Source organism: Streptomyces sp. RLB3-17, assembly GCF_007113425.2.
GTDB classification, from domain to species: Bacteria; Actinomycetota; Actinomycetes; order Streptomycetales; family Streptomycetaceae; genus Streptomyces; species Streptomyces mirabilis_D.
In genome coordinates this window covers 4,941,753-4,966,565 of sequence record NZ_CP041610.2, presented here as the reverse complement: position 1 = coordinate 4,966,565, position 24,813 = coordinate 4,941,753, and the positions used below count along the sequence as shown (strand labels likewise).

Genomic DNA, 24,813 nt, shown 5'->3' with positions numbered 1-24,813 from the left:
GCCGTATGCACCGCATCCGGCGGCAGGTGGCCATGGTCGCCCTGACGGCGCTCGCGCTGATGCTGACGACCCAGCAGGCGGTGGCCGACGGCCGCGAGTTGGGCCATGTGTCCCTCTCGATGCCGAGTCTGTCCTCCGTGGTGGCCTGGTTCCAGGACCCGCACTGGGGCCGGATCCCGCACCAGAAGTCGGGCACCGCGGCCGGCCACGCCCACCATGTCTCCGCGAAGACGACCGACGCCAAGCGCGGTGTGGGCAGGGCACCGGGCAAGGGGAAGGGCGAGCTCGCCGCCTACCAGCCGCACAAGCCCGCCGTTCAGCAGGGCAAGAGCCGCGGCGGCACCTACAACCCCAAGACCAGCAAGCGCAACGCGGCCAAGTCCTCGCGCACCGACACCGTCTACGACAACGCCGACGGCAGCACCACCCGCCGAATATCCCCGACGCCCGTCAACTACCAGGTGGGGAAGGGGAGATGGGCGCCGATCGATGTGGATGTGAGAGCCGGGCCCGACGGCCGCTGGCACGAGAAGGCCAACTCCGTCGGTGTCGACTTCGGTGCCAAGGCCAGTGACTCCGGCCTGGTCTCCTTCGCCGCCGATCGCGCGCACTCCCTTTCCTACGGACTCAAGGGCGCGGCCTCCGTCAAGGGCACGGCGGACGGCTCGCGCGTCACGTACGAGAACGTCCTGACGGACACCGACCTCCAGGTCGCCCCCACCGCGACCGGGGTCAAGGACGCGGTCGTCCTGCGTTCCGCGGACGCGGGGAACAGCTGGACCTTCCCCCTGGACCTCAAGGGCCTCACGCCCGTCCAGACCAGGAGCGGGTCGATCGACCTGCGTGACTCCACCGGCAGGACCGTCGAGCGCATCCCCGCGTCGTACGCCTACGACTCGAAGGTGAACCCGCGCTCCGGGGACCCGGCCACCACCCACGACGTCAGCACCGAGCTCGTCCACGACAAGGACGGCTACGCGCTGAAGGTGACCCTCGACGACAGCTGGCTGCACGACCCGCGCCGCGTCTTCCCGGTCACCGTCGACCCGCAGGTCACGGACGGCTGGACCACCACCTACGCCGAGTCCGCCGCCGCGGGCGACCACTCCTACGAGCAGACCGTCAAGGTCGGCTCCTACGACTCCGGCACCCACTCCGCGGTCAGCTACGTCAACCACTGGGACACCGCCTGGGACGGCAGCGGAGTCACCGTCTCCTCCGCGACCCTGCACCTCTTCGACACCTGGGCCGCCACCTGCACCGCCGAGCGTTTCGACGTCGCGCTGGTGACGAAGGCCTGGACCCCGGAGGGCGTCACCAGCTACCCGGGGCCGACGTACGGCTCCTCGATCGGCAACGCGACGCCGAGCGTGCCCAACGCCTGCGCCAACACCGGCGCCGACCGCACCGTCGGCGACAACGTGACCGTCTCCCTGTCCACGTCCGCCATCCAGGGCTGGATGAACGGCACCACCGCCGACTACGGCCTCGCGCTCTACGCGTCGACGACCGACAACCTGCACTGGAAGCAGTTCGGCTCCTTCAACGACCCCGGGCTCGGCCCGTACATCGTGGTCACCTACACGGGCAACACGGCGCCGCAGCTGTACGAGCAGTTCCCCGCCGACAACGCGGTCGTGGGCACCACCACACCCGAGCTGACCGCCTGGGCCGGCGGCGCGAACTCCAGCGGCAGCGCCGGCCAGTACGTCTTCAAGGTCTACGACGCGACCAACACCCAGGTCGCCACGTCCGGTCTGATCTCCACCGGCGACTGGACGGTCCCGGCGGGCAAGCTGGCCTGGGGCAAGCAGTACACGTGGACCGTTCAGGCGTACGACTCCACCACCGCTCTGTACTCGACGGCGGAACCGTACGCGCTCTCGGTCCAGGTGCCGCAACCCGTGATCACCTCGGGTCTGTCGCAGAACAGCAGCGACCACGGCTTCGACGCGTCGACCGGCAACTACACCACCTCCGACACCGACGCCTCGATCTCCACCGTCGGCCCCTCGCTGGACGTGGAGCGCGACTACAACTCCCGCGACCCGCGCTGGACCGGCGCGTTCGGGTCCGGCTGGTCGAGCATCTTCGACGCGCGGGCGACCGAGCAGTACACGGCGTCGGGCGCGGTCTCCAGTGTCAACGTCACCTACCCGGACGGTTCGCAGGTCGGGTACGGCAAGAACAGCGACGGCACGTTCGCGCCGGGCAACGGGCGGTTCGCCACCTTCACCACGGTCACGGGCGGCGGCTACAAGCTGACCGACAAGGACGACACGGTCTACACGTTCACCCAGTCCCTGGGGTCGGGCGCGTACGGTCTGCTCTCCGTGACGGACGCCAACGGGCGGTCCATCACCTTCACCTGGACCAGCGGCCACATCACGAAGATGACGTCCGGGGTCTCCAGCCGTTCCCTCAACCTGACCTGGTTCACGCCGTCCGGCGCGTCGGCCGCGCACGTCCAGACCGTCGTCACCGACCCGGTCACCGCGGGCGACTCCTCCACCGCGCAGACCTGGACGTACGGCTACACCGGCGACCAGCTCACCAAGGTGTGCTCGCCGCTGTCGTCGACCAAGTGCACGACGTACGGCTACACGAGCGGCTCGCAGTACCAGAACGCCTCGCTCGACCTCGACCCGCACGCCATGTGGCCGCTGTCGGAGGCCTCGGGCGCGACGACCGCCAAGGACGCCGTCCTCGCCAATGAGGGCACCGACAACGCGACCTACGAGAACGTGACGACGGGCCAGAGTGGTGGCCCGCTCACCGGCTCCTCCTCCACAGTCGCCACCTTCAACGGCACCTCCTCCGACGTCTCGCTGCCCAAGAACACCGGCAACGACACCGACTCCGGCGCGCTCTCGCTCTGGTTCAAGACCTCCGCGGGCCCCGGCGTCCTGTACTCGTACGCCTCCCAGCCCATCGGTTCCGGACAGGCCGCGGGCTTCTACACCCCCTCGATCTACGTCGGCACCGACGGCAAGCTGAACGCCGAGTTCTGGTACAGCGGCGGCATCAACCCGATCGTCACGACCGCGTCGGTCGCCGACGGCAAGTGGCACCACGTGGTGCTGTCGGCCGCGGGCAACTCGCAGACGCTGTACGTCGACAACGCGAAGATCGGCTCGCGCACCGGCACCGTCTCCATCCAGAGCGCGGTCGCCTTCGGCAAGAACCAGTCCTTCAACTACCTCGGCACCGGCTTCCTCGGCGGCAACTGGCCCGACGAGCCGCACCAGAGCTCCAGCGAGAAGACCGGCTACGCCACCTACTTCAACGGCTCGGTCGCGGACGCCGCCTGGTACGGCCGCCCGCTGGTCGCCGCCGACGTCAACGCCCTCTACCAGTACGGCACCCACGCGGCGAGCCTGCTGACCTCCATCACCCGGCCGTCCGGCAAGACGTACGCGGCGATGCAGTACGACCCGGGCACCACCACCCTCACCCAGCTCACCGACGAGAACGGCGGCGTCTGGAAGCTCGGGGCGCCCACGGTCACCGGCTCCAGCCAGACCTACCGGGGCGCGGTCCTCGGCGCGGCGCCCGCCGGCTACTTCCGTCTCGGTGAGGCGGCCGGCGCGACCACCGCGGTCGACGAGGTGCGCGGCGGCAACGGCACGTACAGCGCGGTGACGCTCGGCGCGACGGGACCGTTCAGCGACCAGAAGGCCGCGACGTTCGACGGCAGCACCTCGTCCATGGCGCTGCCCGGCGGCATCCTGCCCGGCACGGGCGCCGAGTCGGTCAGCATGTGGTTCAAGACCTCCACGGCGAACGGCGTGCTGCTCGGCGCGTCCAAGGACCCGCTGAGCTCAGGCACCACCACCGGCAACTACACGCCCGTCCTCTACGTCGGCAGCAGCGGAAAGCTGTACGGCGAGTTCTACTTCTCCGGCGGATCCACCAAACCCATCGGCTCCGCCGCCGCGGTGACCGACGGCAAGTGGCACCACGTCGTGCTGTCGACGGCATCCGCCAGCCAGGCGCTGTACCTCGACGACGCGCTGGTGGCCTCGCAGACCGGCACGGCCGCGATGAGCGTCCAGACCAACCAGTACGTCGGCGCGGGCTTCATCGGTGGCAACTGGCCCGACGAGTCGCACACCAGCACCACCAGCAACACCGGTTACGCCACCTACTTCAAGGGCTCCATCGCCGAGGTCGCCGTCCACCGCTCCCAGCTGGCCGCGGCGGACGTGGCCCAGCAGTGGGAGGCCGCGAAGAACTCCACCGGCCTGCTCCCGGTGGAGACGGTCAAGGTGACCTCGCCGGCGAACGCCACGCTCACCTACACCTACGACGTCGACAACGGCAACCGGGCGCTGACCGAGACCGACGGGCTCGGCAACAAGACGAGCTTCGGATACGACTCCGCCGGTTTCGAGCACACGGTCACCGACCCCAACGGCTCGATGAACATCACCGGTCACGACGTGCGCGGCAACATCGTCTCCTCGACCGCCTGCCAGGACGAGTCCGCGAACAAGTGCTCGTCCGAGTACTACACGTACTACCCGGACGACACCACGGCCCAGCTGACGACGATCGACCCGCGCAACGACCAGCTGCTGACCGAGCGCGACGGCCGTTCGGCGTCGGCGACCGACAACACCTACCTGACCTCGTACGCGTACGACGCGCAGGGCAACCAGACCGGTATCACCGGCCCGGCCGTCCCCGGATTCCCCAAGGGCCGCACGACCACGACCGTCTACAGCGACGGCACCAGCACCTACCCGTCCGCCGACGGCGGAGTGGTGCCCAAGGGCCTGCCGGTGAAGACGATCAGCCCGGGCGGCGCGGTCAACCAGGTGGCGTACTTCAAGAACGGCGACGTCGCCTCCACCACCGACGCCATCGGTCTGGCGACGACGTACACCTACGACGGCCTCGGCCAGGTCCTCAGCCAGAAGGTCGTCTCGGACACGTACCCGAACGGTCTGACCACCTCGTACACGTACGACCTGAACGGCCAGGTCGTCGAGGAGCGCGACCCGCAGCTCACCGACCGCGTCACCGGCGCCACCCACGCCGCCGTCTCCTCGACCGTCTACGACGAGGACGGCAACGTCACCTCGCAGACCGTCGCGGACGCGAGCGGCGGCGACACGGCGCGCACCGAGACGCAGACCTACGACGCCTACGACCACCTGCTGACCGAGTCGGAGGCCAACGCGGTCGCGGGCGCGAGCAACGGCAACACGACCACGTACACCTACGACAACCAGGGCAACAAGACCAAGGAAGTCACCTCGGCGGGCAACGAGACCCGCTACACGTACGACGACAACGGCAACCTGCTCACGCAGGCCCTGATGTACACCGGTGACCCGGTGAACCCGGGGACCGCGACCCTGCTCACGGAGTCCTCGCGCGCCTACGACCCGGCCGGCCGGCTCCAGTCGGTGACCGACGCGATGGGCAACACCACCTCGTACACCTACCTGGACGACGGTCTGACCGCCTCGGTGAAGCGGACCAGCTCCGACGGCACGAAGAGCTACGTCCTGGAGTCGGACACCTACGACGCCGCCGGGAACCTGCTCACCTCGACCTCCGACAACGGCGAGACCGTCACCAACTACAAGGTCGACGCGGCCTCCCGCACCACCTCCACCACGGTCGACCCGACCGGCGTGGACCGCGTCTCCACGGTCTCGTACACCCCGGACGACCAGGTCGCGAGCCAGAACGACCACGACGCCACGGGCTACGACCGCACCACCACCAGCACGTACGACGCCATGGGCAACGTGCTCAGCGAGACGCTGTACGGGGACGCCTCCGGGCACCCGGCCGGCTGGTGGAAGCTGAACCAGGACTCCGGCACCAACATCACCGACTCCTCCGGCACCGGCAACACCGCCACCGCCGGATCGGGCGTGACCTGGTCGGACAGCGCGGCGAAGTTCGCGGGCACCACCACAGGCACCGGCAACGTCATCGACACCACCGGCCCGGTCCTGGACACCACCGCCTCCTACACGGTCTCCGCCTGGGTCAACCTCAGCGACACCTCCACCTACCGCACCTTCGTCGCGCAGGGCGGCACCAACCGGGCCTCCTTCTATCTGCAGTACTCGAAGGCGGACAACGCGTACCGCTTCCACGCGGCCAACGCCGACGTGGCCTCCCCGACCGCGTTCTACGACGCCACCGCCACCGCGGCACCCACGCTGAACACCTGGACACACCTGGTCGGCGTCTTCGACTCGACGACCGGCTCCATGAAGCTGTACGTCAACGGCGCCCAGGCGGGCTCGGGCACCGACACCGCGCCCTGGACCGGCACCGGACCGCTCTCCATCGGCGGCACCGAGAAGGCGGACGGCACGACGAGCGACGTCGTCGCCGGTTCGGTCGGTGACGTGCAGGTCTACCAGCGGGCCCTGTCCGCGACCGACGTCACCTCCCTCTACGGCAAGGGCCGCACGGGCGGCACGGTCGGCTCCTCCACCGAGCAGACCACCAAGTACACCTACGACAAGCGGGGCCTGCCGACGTCCACGACGGACGCCGAGCAGAACACCACGACGTACGCCTACGACGAGGCCGGCAACCTCGCGGTCTCCACCGCGCCCGCCGTCCAGTCCGAGCCCGACGGCACCACGGCGGCGACCGTCCACCCCGTCACCACCAGCGGCTTCAACACCTTCGGCGAGGGCGTCGAGGAGGAGGACCCGAACGGCCTGGTGACGACCACGGCGTACGACGCCAACGGCAACAAGGTCTCCGAGGCGCTCCCCTCGTACACCCCCGCGGGCGCCTCGACGCCCAACGCGGGCACCACGGTCTGGAAGTACGACAGCGAGGGCAACCGGACCGACGAGATCAGCCCGAGCGGCAAGACCACCTCGTACCTCTACGACCAGATGGGCAACCTCGCCCAGATCACGGCGCCCGACGGCACCAAGACGCACGCGCTGTACGACACCAACGGTGAACAGCTGTCGGCGACGGACGCCGCGGGCGGGCAGACCCAGGCGACGTACGACTTCATGGGCCGCCGGCTGACCTCGACGACGATGGAGCGCTACCCGTCGACGAGGACGCTGACGACGACGAACTCGTACGCGGTCACGACCGGCAACCCGTACGGCGCCCACACCGCGTCGACGACCTCGCCGGGCGGTGTCACGAACACCTACGCCTACAACCGGGCCGGTGACGTCACCTCGGTGACGGACGGCGCGGGCAACACGACCCGCTACGGCTACGACTTCGAGGGCAACACGACGAAGACGACGCTGGCGGACGGCACCTGGACCGAGACGGACTACAACGCCTCGGACGACCCGACGGCGACGCGTGAGTACGACGCGAACGGCGCCGTGCTGTCGTCGACTTCGCAGCAGTACGACGGTGTGGGCAACCTGACCGCGTCGACCGACGCCAACCAGCACACCACCCGCTGGACGTACGACGCGTCGGGCGCGATCACGCAGCAGGTCGAGCCGGTGGACGCCTCGACGTCGATCACCACGACCTTCGGCTACGACGCGGCGGGCAACCGCACGCGCTTCACCGACGGCCGCGGCAACTCCTGGCGCTACACGTACACGCCGTGGGGCCAGCAGGAGAAGGTGATCGAGCCGACGACCGCCACGTACACCTCGGCCGCCGACTCGACGACGACCTTCGCCTACGACGCGGACGGTCAGCTGACGACGGCCACTCTTCCGGGTGGCGTCACGACGTCGATGACGTACGACGTCAACGGCCAGTTGAAGACGATGTCCGGCGCGGGCGCCGACGCGGCGACGGCGAAGCGCAGCTTCAACTACGACGCGGACGGCCGGGTCCTGTCGGCGGACACGGACGAGGCGGGCATCGTGGGCGCGGTGGACCACCAGGCCGCCACTCACGACGCGTTCACCTACGACGACAGGGGTGACGTCCTCACGGCCTCGGGCTCGGCGGGCTCCTCCAGCTTCACGTACAACAACGACGCGTCGATGCTGACGCGGACGGACGCGGCGGGCACGACGTCCTACGGCTACGACACGGCCGGCCGTCTGTCGTCCCTGAACGACGCGGCGACGGGCACCCAACTGACCTACACATACGGTCAGTTGAACGAGGTCAAGTCGGTCAAGTACGGCTCGACGGGCCAGACCCGCACGTTCGGCTACAACAGCTCCCACGAGCTGACGAGCGACGTCCTGGTCCAAGGCGCCTCGACGCTGGCGAGCTTCTCGTACGGCTACGACAACAACGGCAACCTGACGTCGAAGGCGACGACGGGAGTCTCGGGCGCCTCGTCGAACACGTACACGTACGACTGGTCGGACCGTCTGACGTCGTGGAACAACGGTTCGACGACGAAGAGTTACGCGTACGACGCCTCGGGCAACCGCATCCGCAACGGCTCGGACGTCTACACCTACGACGCCCGTGACGAGCTGACCTCGGACGGCACGCACACCTACGACTACTCCGCGCGCGGCACGATGACGCAGGAGTCGCAGACGTCGGGTTCGGTGGCGTACAAGACGGACGCGTTCGGCGGCCAGATCGCGGCCGGCACGCAGTCCTACACGCTGGACGCCCTGGGCCGGAACATCACCGACACGGACACGACGGCGCAGTCCACGCGCACGTTCGCCTACTCGGGCGCCGACAACACGATCGCGTCGGACGGCGACAACACGTACACGTACGACCCGGCGGGCGGCGTGATCGGCGTCAAGCCGTCGGGCGGCAGCGGGGTACTGGCCCTGACGGACCTGCACAGCGACATGGTGGGCACGTTCACGTCGGGCGCCACCTCGCTGACGGGTTCGGCGTCGTACGACCCGTTGGGCAAGGTGGTCTCACCCACGAACACGGTGACGGGCCACCTGGGCTTCCAGTCCGGCTGGACGGAACCAGGAACCGGCGATGTCGGCACGGCCTCGCGCTGGTACAGCCCGGACACGGGCCAGTTCCTCAACAAGGACAGCATCTCGCTCAACGCGGTGCCGAACTCGGTGGCGGCGAACCCGTTCGCCTACGTCGACGACAACCCGATGGCGGGCACGGACGAGTCGGGCAACTGCTCCTGGTACGACGTGGTGTGCGGTGCGAAGAAGGTCGCGCACAAGGTCAAGCACGCGGTCTCGCACGTGGCGCACAAGGTCTACCACGCGGCCAAGCACCTGGCCCGCAAGGTCGTCCACGCGGTGAAGCACGCGGCGCACAAGATCGTCCACCATGTGCGGGACGTGTACCACGCGACGGTGCGGGTGGTGCGGCGCGTGTACCACTACGCGGCACGACATGTCAGACGCGTCTATCACGCGGCCGTCCATGCGGTGCATACGGCGTACCACAAGGCCTCACGTGTGGTGCATCGCGTGGTCCACGCGGTGAAGAAGGCGGCGCACAAGATCGCGAGCCATGTGAAGAAGGCCGCGAAGGCGATCGCCCATGTCGCCCGGACCGCGTACCACGCGACGGTCAAGGCGGCGAAGGCGACGGCGACGTACGTCAAGCACCACGCGGCGGCGATCACCTCCTTCGTGGTGTCCACGGCGGTGTTCGCGGGCTGCGAGGCGTTCACGGCCGGCCTGGGCACGATCGGCTGTGCCGCTGCCGCGGGCGCGGCGGGCTCCCTGGTCGAACAGGGCTTCAAGTGCGCCGAGAACGGTGGCGGCGACTGCAGCGCGGGAGCGTTCGGCGAGTCCGCACTCGAGGGCGCGGTCTCCGGCGCGCTCGGCGGCGCGCTCGGCAGCCTCGGCGGCAAGATCCTGGCGAAGGTGGCACCCAAGGCCATGAAGGTCGTGGGCGGACTCTTCGGCAAGGGGGCGACCGAGGCCGGGGATTCGGCGGCGGCCGATGCCACGGACGAGGCGGCTTCGGCGGCGGAGTCGGAGGGGGCGGGGACGCGGAGTCAGTCGCGTTCGGGAGAGGAGGAGTCGGGCGGGAGCTGCTCGATCCACAGCTTCACAGGCGCGACACAAGTGCTGATGGCGGATGGCACAACCAAGGCCATCGACCACGTCCGAGTGGGAGACACGATCACGAACTCGGTGCCTGGAGCGACCGGTACGGAGGCGCACAAGGTCACCGCGGTGATCGTGACGCACACGGACCACGACTTCGTCGACCTCACCATCAAGAAGACTGCCAAGTCGGCAGCCAAGCAGAGCATGGCGGGCGGGGAGAAGTCCCTGGCCCGGAAGGTGGCCCGCAAGGCGACGTTCGGCCTGGCGGCTTCGGCGGCGGTCCTGGGCGCACTGGCGACGAGCCACGGACACGGACACGGCCAGGAGCCGGCGACGGCTCCGGTGGCGGCGGTCAGCACGGTTTCCACTCAGGACACCAAGGCCGTTGTCGGTACGGAGGCTACGCAAAGCGCGCACCTGACGACGACGTTCCACCACCCGTTCTACGACGAGACCCAGTCGGCGTTCGTCGACGCCAAGGACCTTCGCACGGGGGATGTCCTTCAGACCCCGACCGGTACGGCTGAGGTCACCGGTGTCCGCCCGTATCACGCGAACTCTACGACGTACGACCTCACCATCGGCACCCTCCACACCTACTATGTGGAGGCCGACAGCACGCCGGTGTTGGTCCACAATGCAAACGCGGTTGCCAAGTGCGGACGGGCCGCACCGGGATATCAGTACAGGGGCGCGTCGCAGTACAAGGATCTCAAGGACATCGATTCGGTCACCGGCAAGCTCAAGACCACGAACGTTCCTGGCACTGAGATCAACCACATGCCGGCGAATCAGAGTTCACCTCTCAAGTTGAGGTATGGACCGTCGATTCAAATGGATGAGGCTGACCATGTTGCGACGTCGAGCTGGGGAAGAGGTGACGGGCCGGAGACTTGGCGGGCTACTCAGGCCGATCTGATATCTCAGGGACGTGCCGACGAAGCCATGCAAATGGACATCGATGACGTTGTTAGTCGATTCCCTGGGAAATATAACAATGCGATCGGCCAGATGATCGATGACCTACCAAACAATGCTCGCTATCAAGCGCTCAGGAGAGTGCCCAGTATGCTTCACGTGCAGCTGACATTGTTCTAGGTCGGTACCGTCCTGCAAGGTTGATCTGTATGATCCGTCAATCCGAGCTGAGTCCATCGGGTTGACGGATCATCTGTATCTCCGATCGGAGGTTCTTGTGAATGAAGTGATCCCCTGGGTTGGGATTGAGTGCGCCCGCTTTGGCGAGTCGAGGAAGGAGATTCGTGAAAGGCTTGGAGACTTTTCCTCGTTCAAGAGAAGTCCCGGAGATTCCCCTGTCGACCATTATGTTTCGATTGGGCTAATGCTGCACTTTGATGGGGCTGACCGTCTGGACTTTATCGAGGCGACAGCCGCATCCGAACTTTCGTTTTCTGGAGTTCGACTCCTTGGAAGGCCCTTTGGTGAGGTCTTGACTGACTTGCGTTCTAAGTCGGTCGACTTCAGTCTGGATGATTCTGGGTGCACCCTTACTCGGTATGGAATCGAGTTGTACACTCCGGCTCCCGACGAGCTTGATGTTGATGTAGAAGGGGTGGCACTCAGGGCTTCTGTGGAGAATCGGGAGAACTCCGGTACTTCGGAGGTTGTGATCGAGACCTCAGCGAACGAGGACACGCTTTTCTGACCAGGTTCGCGCGCCCGTCATTCCAAACGTCACTGCCGAAGCCAGGATAAAGGGAAACCATTTGATATGGAGGAACGCACCGTGGACTGGCGTGACGACGAAGTGCTGTCCGCCCGGATCAGCGTCATGAATCGGCCGCGGCGCCACCAGGCTGCGTTCCTCGCACTGCGCCGACTGCAGGCACCCTTGCTCGGCATCGAGATGCCCGCGGACTGGGGAATCGATTCCGCGGTGGTCGACGCCCTGCTCCGCAGTGGTGGAGCGCGGCTGGACGGTGAGGCCGACGAGGTGTTTCAGCAGGTCGTCGCCGAACTCTGCGCCGCACCGCTCTTCGAGTCCGAGGTGGACCCCGGATCCGCCGAGCTCTTTCAGCTGGAAACCATCGGCGGCTGGCTCCTGCTCGGTGAAGCCCTGGGCGAGATGAGCGAGGTACAGACCGACCGAGTCATTTCTCTTGCTCGGGAGCTGGCCAACTCCCTCGACACATGCATGGACGATTCACTCACCGTGGTGGAGGGGGAAGATCTTCGTGAGCGCTATCTCGCCGGCCTCGGTGAGCGCCTCCGCGCTTACGGAGTGGGATATTTCGCCAGCAGGAACCTTGAAGTCGAAGGGAAGTGCCATGAAGCCATCCTGGCCGCCTCTGATGATGGAGAGCTGTTCACTTCCGCGGCAGGCCGTGAGCTGCTGGTTGATTGTGACGACTACAGCAACGAGATGTTGTCGGCCTTGAGATCGTTCACGAACGTCCTGTGATCGAGCCGCTGCCTGAGTTGCCCAGGCCTGAGTTCACCGTGATCCACGTCGAATCCTCGCCCGAGGTGCCCACGGACATCGCACGGAAGCTCCTTGAGACGGGAATCCCCGGCGGTCCGATCGGGTACGAGTACGGTCCGCTGACGGAGGCCATGTTCCTTGGTGGAATGCGGTGTAGTGGGGTGGTGGCCCTGGCGACCAGTGGGTTGCTGGGAAGGATCTGTGTCGATGTCACCACGGGCGAGATCGTGCACATCCCCCAGGTCGATTCGACGACGGTCACCCACGTCAACAGAGAGCTCGGCTTGTTCACGCGATGCGTATGCTCTGTTCAGTAGGCCGTTGATGATCAGTCGGACTCATGGCCGAACAGGCAGTCCTGACCCTGCGGGTGGAGTTCGGGAAGTTTGATGATGGATATCGCTGCGAAACTGTCTGCGCTTCCTGGCGCAGAGCCGCTTCCAGGCGTCCCGGACGCCTGGAAGTGGTCCCCGGCGCCCGGGTTTGTGCTGCTGGCAGCCATGAGTTCGGATGGCCGTCATGTGTTCAGGATGAGCAGCAAGGATTCGTACGATGCGGAACTCTGCCGGGCTGTCCTTGCGTTCGTGCGTGAGCGCGAGGCCGAGGTCGTCGATCGGCCGGAACCGTTGATCGCCCTGCCAGGTTTCTCGTGCTTGGGTCGAGACTTCGATGTCGTCGGTCGGATCAGGCCGCAGGCCCACCGGCTCTTCCCGCGGGATCCCGACCTCAATAGTGTGGTGTTCGGAATTTTTCCCGCGTACTCCTCCGAGATTTCCGGTACCGAGTCGGTGGATCAGGCGTCGGAGCGGTTCGGCCGTATGCTCAAGGTGTCCGACCTGAATCGTATGCCCAGTCCGTATGTACTGGTCCGCTTCAGCAATCCGAAGAGCGGGGCGGGGACGATCGGTGAGCTTCCGGTCTTTGTCTCGCCCGACTACTTCGTGCACGAACTGCGTGACCTCGAAGGGGTTGAGGCGGCCCGTCTCGAGTTGTGGAACCACCGGAACGAGAAATGGCGAGTACGGTGGGACGGGGATTGGCGCGTATCCGACGGCGGCCAGGAAATTCGGATGACTGGTGACGAGATCGTGCTCTGGGCGGCCACGGTAATCAGTGAACGGTGACAAGGGGCCCTTTGCGATGGTCCCGGTGGTGAGTGGGGAGCCCGGGCCGGACTGGGTTGGCTGGGGCCGGGAGATGCAGAAGCTGGCGGAGGTCTTCGCGTCTGGCTTCGAGCGCGTTCATGGCTTCAGTCCCGGTGAGCACGAGGTGGAACTCGTCTCACCCGAGGACGGGGCCGAGGCAGTCGGAGGCTTGGCGGAGATCGGGGTGGAGGGCAACCTCCTTGCCTTCTACGCCGAACTCGGCGCGGTGACGCTTCCAGACCTGGGAAACGGGATCTGGATTGACGACGCGGCTTCGGTGGCCGAAGGGATCACCGCTGGTTGTCGTCCTACCGAGTTGGACGGAGCGCTGAAGGATTCGGTCGTTGTCTTCGCGACGGACGGAGGCGGTGCGATGTTCGCGGTGAGCGCGACGAGCGGTCGTGTATATCGCTTGTCCCTCGGCGCGCTCGCTGGTTCCGTCTACGAGGTCGGTGACGTGGGCTGGGCCGTCGTCGGCGAGGATCTGTGGACGTTCCTGGACCGGCTGCGGAACGATCTCATCGACGCGGTCCGTACTTGAGGGTCGCCGTGTGAGCAGGTTGACGTCCGCGCGGCTTCTGGAAGGCGAGTGAATGGCCGATGTCGTGACCGTCGAGGTGTGGAACCCCTCGTACCAGCACTCGGAGGTCGATCTGTCAGCCCTCCCGGAGGTGTACAGGTCGATTCCGGAGAGTGCGTCCATCGGCCTGACTCTGGCCGACATGGAGGACGACTGCGTCATCGTGACCGTGGAGCCGGAGTTCTCCACCGTCACGATGCTCAGGGACCGGACGTTCTACAACCTGCAGATCTCCGACGACTCCGACGAGACCGTGATTCTGGTCGGCGATGGGGAGATCACCTGGCCAAAGGGTTGTCTCCTGCTCCGGCCGATGGGCGTCCGGGTCCTCCTGGAGGCCGAGGACCGGGAAGCGGTATGGGCTCGGTACACGTGGGTCGCACAGTGAGCATCGCCGCCGGACCAACACGCCGCAGGTTGCCGCACTTGGCTCCACTGTTCCTGGGGCGAGGCCAGGAGAACGGCCTCGCAAGGGGAGTGCCTTCTGAACCCCGACGACCACCTTCGTGCCGCGTTGAGGGAGTTCCGCCGGGGTTTGACGCGTACGAGTACCGGGCCGTGGACGTAGTCGTACTCGGCTGCTACAGAGCCGCCTCCAGGGTCACCGACTGGGACGCGAAGCCGTTGCGCTCGTAGAAACGGATGGCCTCGGTGTTGCTCGCATAGGCCGTCACCTGTACCGATCCGGCACCCGATTCCTTTGCCCAGACCCGGAATGCGTCCACCAGGCGTCCGCCGATCCGGTCGCGCCGGTATGCGGGGCGCACATACATGCCCACCGATGTCGCGACCTTCACCGGTCTCATCGCGGACGGCTCCACCAGTGTGCCCGTGAGATAGCCGACCACTTCGCCGTCGCCGCGATCGGCGACAAGGAGGAGCCGGTTCGGGTCTGCCAAGCCGGACGCGAAACGTTGTGGTCCCTGCTCGCGAGGCCAGTTGATGTCGACGCCCGGGTCGCGGGTACCGGCGTCCTCCGCGAACAGTGCGCTGCTGCACGCGACAAGCCCCTCGATGTCGGCTTTTTCGGCCCTGCGGACGATCACCTCATGCGGTTCATCACTCATGGGTTGTGACGCTAACGGCGGGTACTGACATGACCGACTGCATCCATGGGTGGGAGGAGGGGCCGCGGGGAAAGGGTCCCGACCGGTTCCCTCGGCGACAATGCGTCAATGCGCCGCATCCGAGCAGTCCACATCGACGAACTGCCCCTCCTTCAGGACATCGAGCGCGCCGCCGGGCGGTGTTTCGCCGACATCGGCATGCCGGAGATCGCCGACGACGAGCCCCTCCCGCTCGCCGACCTCGCCCACTATCAGCGGGTCGGCCTGGCCTGGGTCGCGGTCGACGAGGTCGACAGGCCGGTGGCGTACCTCATCGCGGAACACGTCGACGACAACCTGCACATCGAGCAGGTGTCGGTGCACCCGGACAGCGCGCGGCGCGGCATCGGGCGTTCGCTGCTGGACCATGTCGGCCACCGGGCCGGGGCGGACGGGATACCCGCTCTGACCCTCACCACCTTCGCCGACGTCCCCTGGAACGCGCCCTACTACGTGCGCTGCGGTTTCCAGTTCCTGGATGACAGTGCGCTCGGTCCCGGGCTCCAGGACATCCGCCGACGCGAGGCCGCCCACGGCCTGGAGCGCTGGCCGCGGGTCTGCATGCGCCGGCGCCTGTGACCTCCGGGTTCGTTACGCCTCCGCGGTGAACAGTTCTTCCGCGTTGGTGACTGTGAGGGCCCGGTCGAACCATGTGCCGAGCAGTTCCAGGTCGGTGCAGGCGTTGACGCGCTCGCGGGCGGCTTCGGAGATGTCGATGGCGCGGAGGTCGAGAATGCGGAGGATGTCCTCGGCGCGGCCCTTGATCCGGGTTTCCTCGATGATGGTGCCGCTGCCGGGGAAGCGGCTGGGGCGCAGGGTCATCAGGTGCCTCCAGAATGCGCGGCTCGGGGTGTCGCCCAGGCCGACCTCGGTGTATTCCGCCCAGTCCTGCGCGGTCTCGCCTCCGATGGTGGCGAGCGCCGTCGCCAGCGCCTCCAGTATCGCAGGGAGGGCGGGGTCGTTGGCGTGAGCGAGCGCGGAGAGGACGGCCAGGGCCAGGTCTTCCGCCGCCTCGTCCGGGTCGATGATCGTGGGGAGGTTTTCGGGGCCCAGGACCAGGGGGAAGACCGCGATGCTGGTGTGGGCGGGCAGGCCGATGTGGATGGGCTGCGCGGCCCAGGACGCCGTGGGCTTGTCCTGGCAGACGACGAGCAGGAGGGGCGGCAGCTTGTGTTCGGCGTAGAGATACGCCAGGTAGTACGTCCAGCTGTTGAGCTTGTCCGGGTCCGGTCTGCCTTGCGCCTCCACGGCGAGCAGGTAGCTTCCGCTGTCCGCCGTGTCGACGCGCATCAGGGTGTCCACGCGGCGCGCCATGGGTTTGATCTCGGTGAGATCGGTGTCCAGGAGCTGGATCGTGGTGGGTTCGGGTAAGGCGATGCCCGCTTTCGGGAGGGCCCGGGCGAACAGCTCCGGGTCCTCCCTGAAGATCTGGTGCATCGCCTCATGTGCTGAGCTGACCATGTGACGGAATGTAGTGACGCGGATTCTTTCCGTCGGGCGGCTTGGGATCGGTTCAGCCGTTCGAGTGACTATGCCGCAGGTCTATGTCGCGAGCTGGTGATGGAGAGGTGCGTCAGCGCGTCACCGGCAGAGCCGTCGCGAAGCGGTGGCCGTCGGTGCGGGTCTGGACCGGGAAGTCGACCTTGAGGGCGCCCTCCTGGCCCTCGACGGTCAGGTGGGTGACCACCTTGAGGCCGAGGAAGGTCTTCTTGGGCGCGCTCGCGGTGACGTACGGGCGCGGGAGGTTCATCAGCAACTTGCCCGGCTTGCCGCCGCGGTTGCCGTCGAAGAACAGGATCCGCTGGTTCGTCAGGACGAGATACATCGGGCGCGGGGTGACCGTCGCCATCACCGTTCCCGCGCTGAGTACGCCGACCACCGCCGCGGTGAGGGCCTGCTTGCGCACCGAGACCGTTCCGATGCCGGCCAGGCTCGTGAGTTCGACCTGCTCGCCCTGGAGCAGCAAGGGGGCCGAGATCTCGAGCAGTTGTCTGGCGCGACGGGCGTTGAGTGCCACGGGTGGGGCTCCTGGTGACGGCGGGGTGAGAGGGGCGGGGAGGTGGCGGTGACAGCGGTCGCATGGATTGTTCCAAGCCAGGGGCAAGGCGAGAGGCCACCTCGCACAAGGCGAACTCAAGTTCGAGCCATGACGCGGTCAAGATCGGTCATCGAATGGTCAAGGCGGCGCCCGTATGTGCCGTTTGGGGCTTGTGTTCCCACAACCTCCCCACACCTGGGCGAAAACCGTCTCCAACCCGCCACTTACCATCCGCTCCATGTCGACCGACGCGTCCCTCCCACCCCCCGACTTCGAACTCGCCTCCGCCTTCCCCGAGGTCGGCTGGCTGCGGCAGGCCACCGCCGCGCGGGACTGGGCGGGAATCCGGCGATACGCCGACGGGCTGCCGCAGGGCACCGACCGGGCGTTCCTCGTCCGGGTCGTCGCCGAGGTGCCCGGCGTCGAGCACTTCCTGCGGGAAGTCGTCGCCGCCGCCCCCGACGACGTACTGGCCCTCACGGCGCTCGGGACCCGCGAGATCGAGATCGGCTGGGAGATCCGGAGCAGCGCGCGCGCCGAGCACGTCAGCCGGGAACAGTTCCGGCAGTTGCACGAGCACCTGCGGCAGGCCGAGCAACTGCTCATCCGGGCCACCGCCCTCGACCCGTCCCACGACGCGGCCTGGGCCGCGCGCCTGACCACGGCCATGGGGCTGCAGCTCGGGCAGAACGAGGCGCGGCGGAGGTACGACCGACTGGCCGCGTACCACCCGCACCACTTGACCGGGCAGGCCCGGCTGCTCCAGCAGCTGTGTCCCAAGTGGAGCGGGAGCTGGGAGGCGGCGCACGGGTTCGCCCGCGAGTGCCTGCTCAACTCGCCCGAAGGGTCGCTCAGCGGTGGTCTGGTGGCGGAGGCGCACCTGGAGCGCTGGCTCGATCTGCCGTCCGCGGGGAGTGAGCGGACCGACTATCTGCGCCAGCCCCACGTCCACGCCGAACTCGTCGAGGCCGCCGAACGGTCCGTCCTGCACCCGCACTACCGACCCGCGTACGGGTGGGTCACCATCCAGGGCGTCTTCGCCGCGCTCTTCTCGCTGATCGGCGACACCGCACGCGCCGCCGCACACTTCCGCGCCCTGGGCAACCTGGCCTCCGAGTACCCGTGGAGTTACCTCGGCAAGCCCGCGCACGCGTACGTCAAACACCGTTCCGCCGCCCTCGGAAGAGGCTGAGCGGATGCCGCACAAGACAGGCAGAGGCAGACGATGAGCCAGGGCATCCATCACACCGAGGTCGACGGCATACCCACCCTCTTCGCGTACGCCGCCGGGCCGATGCGTGCCGGACTGGTCTTCCGCGTCGGCGTCGCCGACGAGACGCTCGCCGGGGCCGGGATCACCCACCTGGTGGAGCACCTGGCGCTGCACCGCCAGGGCCTGGCCGACTACCACTTCAACGGCGCGACCAAGGCCGCGTTCACCCACTTCCACGTGGAGGGCGCCGAGCACGAGATCGTCGCCTACCTCGACGGCGTGTGCACCTCCCTCCTCGATCTGCCCATGGAGCGGCTGGAGACCGAGAAGGAGATCCTGCGCACCGAGGAGGCCGGCCGGGAGCCCGGACAACTGCCGCTGTGGCGCTACGGGGCCCAGGGGTACGGGCTGGTCAGCTATCCGGAGTGGGGCGTACGGGGGTTGCGGCCGGACGACGTACGGGAATGGGCCGGGACCTGGTTCACCCGGGACAACGCCGTGCTGTGGATCGCGGGGGAGCGGCTGCCGGCCGGGCTCTCGCTCAAACTGCCCGCCGGTCGGCGGCGCCCGATGCCCGCCGTCACCTCAGCCCTCCCCACCGCCCCCGCCTACTTCTCCGACGGCAAGGGCGGCGTCCTGCTCGACGCCGTCGTCACCGACACCACCGCCGCCCGGCTCTACGCGGGTGTCCTGGAACGCGCACTCTCCCGCTCCCTGCGCCAGGAGGGCGGCTACTCCTACACGGCGGCCAGCGACTACACCTCCCGCCGGGACGGTTTCGCGACCGTCACCGCCTTCGCGGACGCGCTGCCCGCCAAGCAGGACGCGGTCCTCGGCGGGTTCGTCGACGTGCTCGCGGGCCTCCAGGTCGGCCGGATCGCGCAGGCCGACCTGGAGGCCGTACGCGGGCGCAGCGACGCCACGCTGACCGCGCCCGACGCGGCCGTACGGCGGCTGCCGGGCGCGGCGGAGGAACTGCTCGCCCACCGTCCGCCGCGCGGGCTCGACGAACTGCGCGCCGAGCTGTGGGCGATGACACCGCAGCATGTGCACGCGGTGGCGCTGGAGGCCGCCGGGACGGCGTTGCTGCAGGCTCCCTCGGGGCACCGGGCCGACTGGGCCGGGTACACGGCGGCCCCGACCACGTCGTCGTACGCCGTCACGGGCACACGGTTCGAGGCCGTGCGCAAGGACGGGCCCGCCATGGTCGTCGGGGGCGAGGGGGTCAGTCTGACGGCGGGTGGCGAGGCGGCCACCGTGCTCTATCGCGCGTGCGCGGCCCTGCTCAGCTGGCCCGACGGCGGGCGCCGGCTCATCGGCACCGACGGCCTGTCCGTGGAGGTGGAGCCGGGGGAGTACGGGATCGACGCGCACACCATGGCGACCATCGACGCGGCGGTGCATCCGAGCGCGGTGGTGCAGTTGCCGCCCCGGCAGCGGCAACAGCAGCAGCGGCGGCAGGGGGGCGCCGCTTCGGCGGGGCAGGCCGGAGGATCCGGTGCGGATCAGCAGGCTCAGCGCAAGGCGTCGGCGCGGCGTACCGGCGGGCAGACGGCGATGCTCGTCATCTTCGGGCTCCTCGCGGGACTCTGGTCCCTCCTGGCCCTCTCGTACACCGTCTTCGGCGCCTCGGACCCGGAGACCAGCACCGGGGAATGGGCCGGTCTCACCGTCTTCCTTTGGGCCGTCGGGGCGCTGTTGGCCTGGCCGGCCGTCAGGGTCGTGCGAAGCACCCGGCGGGGGTGAGCCGCCGGGTGCGTTGGGCGTGGACGAAGGCTTCCGGGTGACCTCAGCGCGGATATGGGTGACCCTCAGCGCTGATACGGGTGACCCTCAGCGCGGATATGGGTGACCCTCAGCGCAGATACGGGTTGCCCGGCGCCGGGCCCGGCACGGGCCCGGGTGTCCGCCCCGCGTTCGCCCTGGCGTACTTCGGCGTGCGCTTGTCGAACAGCGCGAACAGCAGCAGCCACACCGCCATCGCCAGAGTGACGACGGCGACCGCGCCGAGGACGGGATCGCCCGCGTCCGACTGAACGGTCGCCCACGGCAGCGTCACCAGCTCGTACAGCAGGAACGCGGCGAAGGCGCCCCAGTCCGAGCCCCTGCCGCGGCGGATCGCGGCGTACAGGAACGGCACCCACACCAGCAGACCCAGCGACGCGACCACCAGGACCGACCACGCGATCCGCTGGGCCCAGCCGGCTTCCAGGCGCTTGTCCACGCTCATGCCCATGCCCCTCACACCCCCGAGCACCCACGAGCGCCCTACGAGCCCCCCCGAGAGGTTTCTCGGGTCCCGAGAAACCTCTCGGGGGGCGTCATGTTCCCATCTGGCGGGTCACACGCGCTGGTGTTCGCCCTTCAGGGACGTCACGATCCGGGTCGCCAGCTTCTTGGCCGTGGCGGCGCCGTTGTCGTGCCCGTCCGTGGACATGACGCTGACGACGTCGGTGCCCACGCGCACGGCGATCAGGGTCGAGCCGTTCTGCCAGGCGCTGTCGGTCAGGGTGATGGTGTACGCGGCGTCGCCCAGGCCGGGCGTGGTGGCGCCGGTGACCTTCACCTTGGTGTGCGTGTCGGAGTCGGTGAAGGTCGCGCACGCGGTGGCGGTCTTCGCCAGGTCCGTCAGCACGGTCGTCGAGGTCGTGCCGCGGTAGGTGTCGATCTCCTGGGCGATGTCCTCGGAAGTGTTCTTGCTGACGTAGTTGTTCTGGGCGAAGGACACCCCCGAGTCGCCGGTGATCGTTATCCAGCTGGTGCCGCTCAGCAGGGAGCAGTCCGGCTTCGGTGCGGGGGAGGAGCTCGGGGCGGAGTACATGGTGCCGGAGTCCCGCGCACCGCTGGGGTCGACCGCGAAGCCGGTGGCGAAGAAGGACGCGGGCGCCAGCGCCTTCTTGAGCTGCGCGCCCGTCAGCAGACCGGCGTTGGGGTCCTTGGCCGGCTTCGTCTTGGCGGACGAGGGCTGGACGGTGGTGCCGGAGGAGCAGGCCGCCAGGGCCAGCGGGAGCACGGTTGCGGCGAGCAGCGCCTTGGCCGCGCGGGAGGGGTGACGCATCGGGATGTCTGAGTCCTTCTTTGAGAAGTGGTGCTGTTGAAACCGAGCGGACTCTATGGGTGCACAGGCCCTGCACAGGCATCGGGGTCCCAAAGATCGGTAAAAGAGGGGCTCCACCGGTCCGGGGTTCCACGGACTCCCCATGTTTTGCCGTGGCTTGAGGGATTCTTGTGGCGATTGAGGTGCAGGGTTTTCCGATCAAGGGGGTGGCGTCGGTTACGGTGCGATCCGCCCCGCGCGCCGGGGGCCGGTCACCCTCTCTCGTCGGTGAGCCGGGATGGGCGCCGACGGGGCTCAACTGTCTTGAAGTGTCTTGAACTGTCTTGTTTCATCTATATGTCCGCACGTTCTGCGCGTCCTGCGCGCTGTGACGTGCGTGCTTCATGAATGGGGTGGGGATGTCCAGCCATCGGATGTCTAAGAAGGGCCGTTACATCGCTTGGGCGACGGCAGGCGCGGCCGTGGTCGCCGGAGCCGGGATCGCGGCGCAGACGTCGATGGCGGCGACCACCTGGCCCGCCCAGCGGACGTTCACGGGCCGGGCCTTCGACACCTGCACCGCACCCTCGCTGACGGCGATGAAGGCCTGGCACACCGGCTTCTACGGAGCGGCCGCCGTCTACATCGGCGGCAAGAACCGCGGCTGCAACCAGCCCAACCTCACCGCTTCCTGGGTGAAGTCGGTCAGCACGCTGGGCTGGAAGCTCATCCCGCTGTACGTCGGCGCCCAGCCGTCCTGCCAGACCGGCTCCAACCCGGAGAAGCTCACCGCCACCAACGCCGCCTCGCTCGGCGCCACCGACGCCGCGGACGCGGTGGCCAAGGCGTCCGTGCTGGGCATGAAGGCGGGCAGCCCGATCTACCTGGACATGGAGTCGTACGACATCACGAACGCGGCGTGCAACAAGGCCACGCTGACGTACGTACGCGCCTTCGACAAGGCGCTGCACGCCAAGACGTACCGGACCGGTTTCTACGGCTTCACCAGCTCCAGCGCCAAGGCCATCGCGACCGCGACCGACAAGACGGACCTGCCGGGCAACCTCTGGTACGCGCTGTGGGACAAGGTCAACACGACGACCTCGGACTGGCCGTGGGGCTCGACCCAGTTCACCGGCCACAGCCGCGCGCACCAGTACATGGTCAACAGCAAGGAGACCATCGGCGGTGTCACGATCACCGTGGACCGCGACGCCTGGGACGCGCCGGTCGCCATCACCGGCTGACATCCGCACTCGCCCGGAGAGCACCGCAAGATCCGGAGAACACCCCAGGAGGAGCAGGGCATGAGGGTCGAAAGGCTGCCGGCGGTCGTCGGACCGTCCGCCGTCCGTGCCGGGCTGGCGGCGCTTCCCGTCGTCAGCCTGGGGCTTTTGTGTCCTGTTCCGTCCCTCGTGATCGCCCTGCGGCGGGGCACCCGCGCGGACTGGGCGGTCTTCGGGGGGTTCTGCGCGGTGCTGGTGGCATGGGTCATGCAGCTCTCGCTCACCCCCGAGACCACCCACGGCCTCGAGTTCGCGGACGACGTGCTCCTGATCCTGGCGTCGATGGTCGGCGCGGCGGTGCACGCCTGGACGGTCTGGCCCCGGCGCGTCGGGTACTAGCGGCGCACCGGCCGGACGAAAGCACGGAAGAGCGGAAGTACGGGAACCACGTGGTCAAGCGGGTCAGGCAGGTGCCGCAGGCGCAGCGCGCGAAGGCGGCGCGCGACGCCACGCAGGAGTCGAGGCTCGCCGCCGGGGTGCGGGCGGTACTCCAGTGGCCGCGTGTACTGGGCGGCAGGGGGGTCGCGATGGTGGCGGGTGCCGTGATCGTCGCGGTCGCGGTCGCCGTCACCGGCTACTTCCTCTCCCGTACCGACACGAAGCGACAGGTCCCCGACACCCGGGCCCGCCACTACAAGGACGTCGACGCCTGCCTGCTGACCGGCAAGGACGGGATCACGGCCGGGACCACCGCGGCCGAGGTCTGGCAGGGCATGCAGGACGCGTCCCTCAAGACGCACGCGCGCGTGAGCTATGTCCCGGTGACCGGTGACCAGTCCGCGGCCAACGCGCGGCCCTACCTCAACGGCCTGCTCCAGCGGTCCTGCGACGTGGTCGTCGCGACCGGAAAGCCCGAGGTCACGGCGGCCACGCAGACCGCCCCGCAGTACCAGAAGGTCGACTTCGTGCTGGTGGCGGACGCCGGAGCCGACTCCACGAGCGCCAAGAACATCACCGTGACGCGCGTCGGCGACGGACTGCGCGCCGAGGTCGCCGGGGTCGTCGAGCGCGAGGTCGAGGCGCGCGGTTGACCGGGGCCGGTACGCCGGGACGCGATCGGCCGTACGCCCCCACGTGGCCGGTCGTGCGACCGGACCTGATCGGTCGCACGAGTTGATGCGATCGGTCGTACGGGCCGATGTGAACGGTCGTACGAGCGGACGGTGGCCGTCCCACTCGTCACGGCGGCCGCGCCGGTATCGGAAGTCTCCGCGAATCGTTGGTCGAATGGCTGGCCGAGAGCCGGGCCACTGCCTACCATCGATCACCGCAAGACTTTGTGCACCGTCGCACAATCTCCTCGGGAGGTTTCCTTGCACCGCCGCCGTCGCACCGCGTTCGTCCTCTCCGCTGCGATCGTCGCAGCGGCCCCCCTTCTCACGGCGTGCGGTGGCGAGGCGCACCCAGGCGCCGCGGCCGTCGTCGGTGGCCGGCGGATCACGGTCGCGCAGTTGGAGAGCCGGGTGAACGAGGTGCGCGCGGCACAGCGGGCCGCCGTCAAGGACGAGGCCCAGTACGAGCAGGCCATCGCCAAGACCGGCAGCCTCACCCGCGACACCCTGCACACCATGGTCCTCGACCAGGTTCTCGACCAGGCCGCCAAGGACGCGGGCGTGAGCGTCAACCGCGCGGACACCCAGCAGATGCGGGCGACGCTGGAGGGCCAGGCGGGCGGTGCGAAGGCGCTGGAGACGGCCTGGCTGCAGCAGTACGGAGTGGTGCCCCAGCGTCTCGACGACAACCTCCGTACCGAGATCGAGGCCCAGAAGCTCGCCGCCGCGCTCGGTGCCGACATGAACACCACCGACGGCAAGGCCACGTTCTGGAAGGCCATGTCCGACGCGTCCAAGAAGCTGAACGTCGACCTGAACCCGCGCTACGGCGCCTGGGACGTCCAGAAGAGCAGCCGCGTCGATGTGAAGACGCCGTGGCTGCGGGAGGTCACGTCGACGGGGACGCAGCAGACGGCGTAGTAGGTCAGTGGGCCAGTAGGTCAGTAGGTCAGTAGGTCAGTGAGAGTCCAGTAGGCC

19 protein-coding genes are annotated in these 24,813 nt (G+C 68.1%); 14 read left to right on the top strand and 5 right to left on the bottom strand.

Annotated features, from left to right (window positions below):
* Positions 1–5 precede the first annotated feature (5 nt).
* The 7 genes from FNV62_RS22535 to FNV62_RS22505 all read left to right on the top strand — a co-directional run bounded on the left by FNV62_RS22535 (position 6) and on the right by FNV62_RS22505 (position 14,491).
* Positions 6–11,033 carry a LamG-like jellyroll fold domain-containing protein gene (locus FNV62_RS22535; RefSeq protein ID WP_144315580.1) on the top strand — a complete coding sequence of 3,676 codons (11,028 nt, stop codon included), beginning with the start codon at positions 6–8 and terminating at the stop codon, positions 11,031–11,033.
* Between the two features lie 97 nt (positions 11,034–11,130).
* Positions 11,131–11,601 (top strand): hypothetical protein, encoded by a 471-nt coding sequence (locus FNV62_RS22530; protein WP_144315579.1) that lies wholly within the window; start codon positions 11,131–11,133, stop codon positions 11,599–11,601.
* Between the two features lie 66 nt (positions 11,602–11,667).
* Complete coding sequence (locus FNV62_RS22525) at positions 11,668–12,357, top strand: hypothetical protein (RefSeq protein ID WP_143655161.1); 690 nt, start codon at positions 11,668–11,670, stop codon at positions 12,355–12,357.
* Entirely contained in the window at positions 12,354–12,695 is a 342-nt protein-coding gene (locus FNV62_RS22520) for a hypothetical protein (protein WP_143655160.1), read from the top strand. Before FNV62_RS22525 ends, FNV62_RS22520 begins: the two co-directional genes overlap by 4 nt.
* 72 nt (positions 12,696–12,767) lie before the next feature.
* Positions 12,768–13,502 carry a hypothetical protein gene (locus FNV62_RS22515; RefSeq protein WP_143614353.1) on the top strand — a complete coding sequence of 245 codons (735 nt, stop codon included), beginning with the start codon at positions 12,768–12,770 and terminating at the stop codon, positions 13,500–13,502.
* A 73-nt stretch (positions 13,503–13,575) separates the two neighbouring features.
* On the top strand, positions 13,576–14,064 hold the full coding sequence (locus tag FNV62_RS22510) for a hypothetical protein (RefSeq protein WP_144315578.1): 489 nt from the start codon (positions 13,576–13,578) through the stop codon (positions 14,062–14,064).
* A 64-nt stretch (positions 14,065–14,128) separates the two neighbouring features.
* Positions 14,129–14,491: a hypothetical protein gene (locus tag FNV62_RS22505; RefSeq protein WP_144315577.1), complete on the top strand. Its 363-nt coding sequence runs from the start codon at positions 14,129–14,131 to the stop codon at positions 14,489–14,491.
* A 193-nt stretch (positions 14,492–14,684) separates the two neighbouring features.
* On the opposite strand, the gene FNV62_RS22500 is transcribed toward FNV62_RS22505, so the two are convergent.
* Positions 14,685–15,170, bottom strand: a complete 486-nt coding sequence (locus tag FNV62_RS22500) for a GNAT family N-acetyltransferase (RefSeq protein WP_144315576.1) — start codon at positions 15,168–15,170, stop codon at positions 14,685–14,687.
* A gap of 108 nt (positions 15,171–15,278) precedes the next feature.
* On the opposite strand from FNV62_RS22500, the gene FNV62_RS22495 reads away from it, so the two are divergent.
* Complete coding sequence (locus tag FNV62_RS22495; RefSeq protein ID WP_097285024.1) at positions 15,279–15,788, top strand: GNAT family N-acetyltransferase; 510 nt, start codon at positions 15,279–15,281, stop codon at positions 15,786–15,788.
* Positions 15,789–15,800: 12 nt separating this feature from the next.
* On the opposite strand, the gene FNV62_RS22490 is transcribed toward FNV62_RS22495, so the two are convergent.
* Positions 15,801–16,670 (bottom strand): hypothetical protein, encoded by an 870-nt coding sequence (locus FNV62_RS22490; protein ID WP_144315575.1) that lies wholly within the window; start codon positions 16,668–16,670, stop codon positions 15,801–15,803.
* Positions 16,671–16,782: 112 nt separating this feature from the next.
* Positions 16,783–17,226, bottom strand: a complete 444-nt coding sequence (locus FNV62_RS22485; RefSeq protein WP_054232999.1) for a hypothetical protein — start codon at positions 17,224–17,226, stop codon at positions 16,783–16,785.
* Between the two features lie 259 nt (positions 17,227–17,485).
* On the opposite strand from FNV62_RS22485, the gene FNV62_RS22480 reads away from it, so the two are divergent.
* The gene (locus FNV62_RS22480; RefSeq protein ID WP_143601872.1) at positions 17,486–18,439 is read left to right on the top strand and encodes a hypothetical protein; all 954 of its coding nucleotides are present in this window, start codon (positions 17,486–17,488) and stop codon (positions 18,437–18,439) included.
* Between the two features lie 33 nt (positions 18,440–18,472).
* Positions 18,473–20,206 (top strand): insulinase family protein, encoded by a 1,734-nt coding sequence (locus FNV62_RS22475; protein WP_144315574.1) that lies wholly within the window; start codon positions 18,473–18,475, stop codon positions 20,204–20,206.
* A gap of 109 nt (positions 20,207–20,315) precedes the next feature.
* Here FNV62_RS22475 and FNV62_RS22470 read toward each other — a convergent pair whose 3' ends face one another.
* Both FNV62_RS22470 and FNV62_RS22465 read right to left on the bottom strand, forming a co-directional pair.
* Positions 20,316–20,690 carry a hypothetical protein gene (locus tag FNV62_RS22470; protein ID WP_225900330.1) on the bottom strand — a complete coding sequence of 125 codons (375 nt, stop codon included), beginning with the start codon at positions 20,688–20,690 and terminating at the stop codon, positions 20,316–20,318.
* Positions 20,691–20,801: 111 nt separating this feature from the next.
* A complete protein-coding gene (locus FNV62_RS22465; protein WP_054232996.1) occupies positions 20,802–21,518 on the bottom strand; it encodes a hypothetical protein in 717 nt (238 codons plus the stop codon).
* A 398-nt stretch (positions 21,519–21,916) separates the two neighbouring features.
* Here FNV62_RS22465 and FNV62_RS22460 point away from each other — a divergent pair, with 398 nt between their 5' ends.
* From FNV62_RS22460 to FNV62_RS22445, 4 genes are all read left to right on the top strand, one after another.
* Entirely contained in the window at positions 21,917–22,744 is an 828-nt protein-coding gene (locus FNV62_RS22460) for a glycoside hydrolase domain-containing protein (protein ID WP_144315573.1), read from the top strand.
* Positions 22,745–22,804: 60 nt separating this feature from the next.
* Entirely contained in the window at positions 22,805–23,122 is a 318-nt protein-coding gene (locus tag FNV62_RS22455) for a hypothetical protein (protein ID WP_060898765.1), read from the top strand.
* A gap of 50 nt (positions 23,123–23,172) precedes the next feature.
* A complete protein-coding gene (locus FNV62_RS22450; RefSeq protein ID WP_054232993.1) occupies positions 23,173–23,814 on the top strand; it encodes a hypothetical protein in 642 nt (213 codons plus the stop codon).
* A 282-nt stretch (positions 23,815–24,096) separates the two neighbouring features.
* The gene (locus FNV62_RS22445; protein WP_097285021.1) at positions 24,097–24,756 is read left to right on the top strand and encodes a SurA N-terminal domain-containing protein; all 660 of its coding nucleotides are present in this window, start codon (positions 24,097–24,099) and stop codon (positions 24,754–24,756) included.
* Positions 24,757–24,813 lie beyond the last annotated feature (57 nt).